This is a genomic window from Roseovarius aquimarinus, assembly GCF_043661195.1.
Lineage (GTDB): Bacteria > Pseudomonadota > Alphaproteobacteria > Rhodobacterales > Rhodobacteraceae > Roseovarius > Roseovarius aquimarinus.
The window spans coordinates 1-2407 of record NZ_JBIHMM010000011.1; the positions used below are offsets into that span (position 1 = coordinate 1).

General features: G+C 55.2%; 1 protein-coding gene. It reads right to left on the bottom strand.

Features of this window, described 5'->3' with window-relative positions:
- Positions 1 to 144: 144 nt before the first annotated feature.
- Positions 145 to 747 (bottom strand): BRO-N domain-containing protein, encoded by a 603-nt coding sequence (locus ACGRVM_RS16355; RefSeq protein WP_377173347.1) that lies wholly within the window; start codon positions 745 to 747, stop codon positions 145 to 147.
- Between the last annotated feature and the right edge of the window lie 1660 nt (positions 748 to 2407).

Consider the following 2407-nt stretch of genomic DNA (forward strand, 5'->3'; position numbering starts at 1 on the left):
GTGGTGCCGCTGATAGGATGTTGTGATCCTCCTACAGGCACTTCTTCAGCCGGTAACTCCAGAAAAACAAGGGGTAACGCGGTGGACCATCCGGCGTCAATAGGCACCAGATGGTCTACGCTGTGGTCTACGGTTTGTCTTGGGTCAGGTTTTTGCTTTGGCAGCAGCCATTCGGATCACTTTCTTGCTCATAGCAAGGAGGAACGCGTCTTGATCGATCTGTGGTTTTCCACTGACCACTCGGATTACCCCATCGTCGGTGGTTCCGGTTTGTCGTAGGGCCGGCAGGAAGCGTTCAGCTAGATCTATTGCGTTGCCTGTTTCACTGAGGTCGCCAGACCAGATGTCCTGATGTGAGAGGTTGTAGCCGATGGGTGCAGGAACGCTGCGTTCTTCGCTCATTGCGTACTGGCCATCCTCAGCGAGAGTCGGCGCGACGATTTCCAAGACCCATGACTTGAAGGGTTGGGTAGCCTGAGCCTCGCTCATCAGAATAAGCATGTAGAGACCAGCTTCTGAGACCAGTTCGATCTCTGCTTTCGTGCCATCGTCACGTTCGATCAAATCAAGGTTCCAGTCTTCAAGGTCAAAGAACTCGTGGTGATCAAACTCTTCAGGAAGCTCGAGCAGGTCTTGGAGCTGTTTGCTGAAGACGAACCACGCAGTTCCGCCACCATCGAAGTGGGTCTCAATGTCGAATGACAAGGCGCAGAAGGTGTTGATGTCCATTGCGGTGGATGTGGTCATGGTAGTTCCTTTCCAGTTGTCGGAGAGCGCCACTTATGGCGCATGGGTATGCCCGTGCAGGTCTTGAGTTCGCCCTCAGTGGAGCGGTGTTGTGATGGGTTGCGGGCGGGTTGTGGTGGTGATGCGGCAAGGCCAGACCAGCGAGGTGGCCGTTTCTTTGCGCAATGGTGGCACTTATTTCCCTGACACCACCCCACCGGCCCTTGCTAGGAGGGGGGAATGCGAACGCCCCGTCTATTGATAGGGCGCTCAGATATGCGCCTCCAAAACATCCTGAGGCACTGGAAGCCCGTCGCTTTGGTTAACCTGCATGATGGCGATGAAGAGAGCATCGGTCTGGGTCAGCTCGAGATGCTTAACGCCTTCAGGCTGCTATGTTCACCAGACCCTCGATGACCTCACCAGTGGGCGGGTCTGGAACTTCGCCTCGGACAACTTGGACGACACCTGCGTTCCATGGTGACATGCGGCAGTACCGATCAGCTGCTTGGGAGATCGTGCAGTGACCACGACAGCCCCGATAGAACAGGTGCTTTTTGTCAGGGCTTGGACGAAGCAGCGTCGGCATGGTCAGTATCTTCCTGATCTTCGGTGATTGTCCTGTTCTGGCCAGCTGGACGACCTCCTCAAGGTATCCTAGGCGGTCGAACGGGGGCATGGAGTAGAGAGACTCCGCCATTCGCATGGCAAGCTCGAAGACCTCGTGTTGATCCCTTCGGATCGAGCCATAGTTGGCAGCATTTACAGGCAGCGCCTTCCTGCGCTCTCGTTGTGAAAGGGCTTTGCGGCAGCTTGCTGAACAGGAGGTCTTGTTGGACCGGAAGGGGAAGGTCGTGCCACAGTTGCGGCATGTGCGTGAGGTGGGGCTGATAGACATGGATCGCTTTCTTTGAGGGTGACCCCTCAGCTGCGAACATCACGCTGGCCTCAGCTCGACTGAGCATGAGCTATGGAAAGACCCAGACCCCGTCCAAGCGGGGAACATGCAGGTCTTCTTGCTGAAGGGGGATGAGTGACGAAAAACGTCGTCAGTACCTATAGGGGGAACTAGAGGGACACTTGAGTTAGGCCCAAGGACCTAGGTGAAGACCCATGGTTACAGGAGCAACTACACGTCGATGCTGACAGCAGCATATCCATGCAGAGCAAGACTATGGGATACTCAGGAAACGAGAGATTTGATCACTCTCGCAGACCCTGAGGGACAGGGTGGTGGAGACCCAATGCAGTCTTCCACGACGACGAAACTCATGAGCATCAGATCACTAGGTCTGATCGAGAAGACGTGGTCGCTAGGAGGCATCACCTAAACGAGGAGGCACTACGCATCAGCAAACATGGCCACAGGTCTTGGAATGGTGGAACCTAAAGCAGCAAGCCATGTGCTGCGGAGACCTAGTACTGTTCTGACCATCGGATTTGACTCGTCATGGTCTCCTCTCGACAGGCCAGCCTATAGCGGGCTATGGGAGCCGCCATCGAAGAACACCTCTACGGTGCGGAGACCCATTACAGTGTCTGGACGAGGTCTACCTCCACAAAACAAACCAGCACAACCGAACAAGTCAGCACATGAGGAAAAGCAAAGTCGCCCCTGTGGCTAGAGTCTATGCTTGTGCCATGTGAAGGGCCTTGATCTCGGTGTTGAAGGGGAGAGGGA

Coding starts and splice junctions, on each gene's coding strand:
- ACGRVM_RS16355 (WP_377173347.1), bottom strand. CDS start 747: ATGACCACATCCACCGCAATGGACATCAACACCTTCTGCGCCTTGTCA.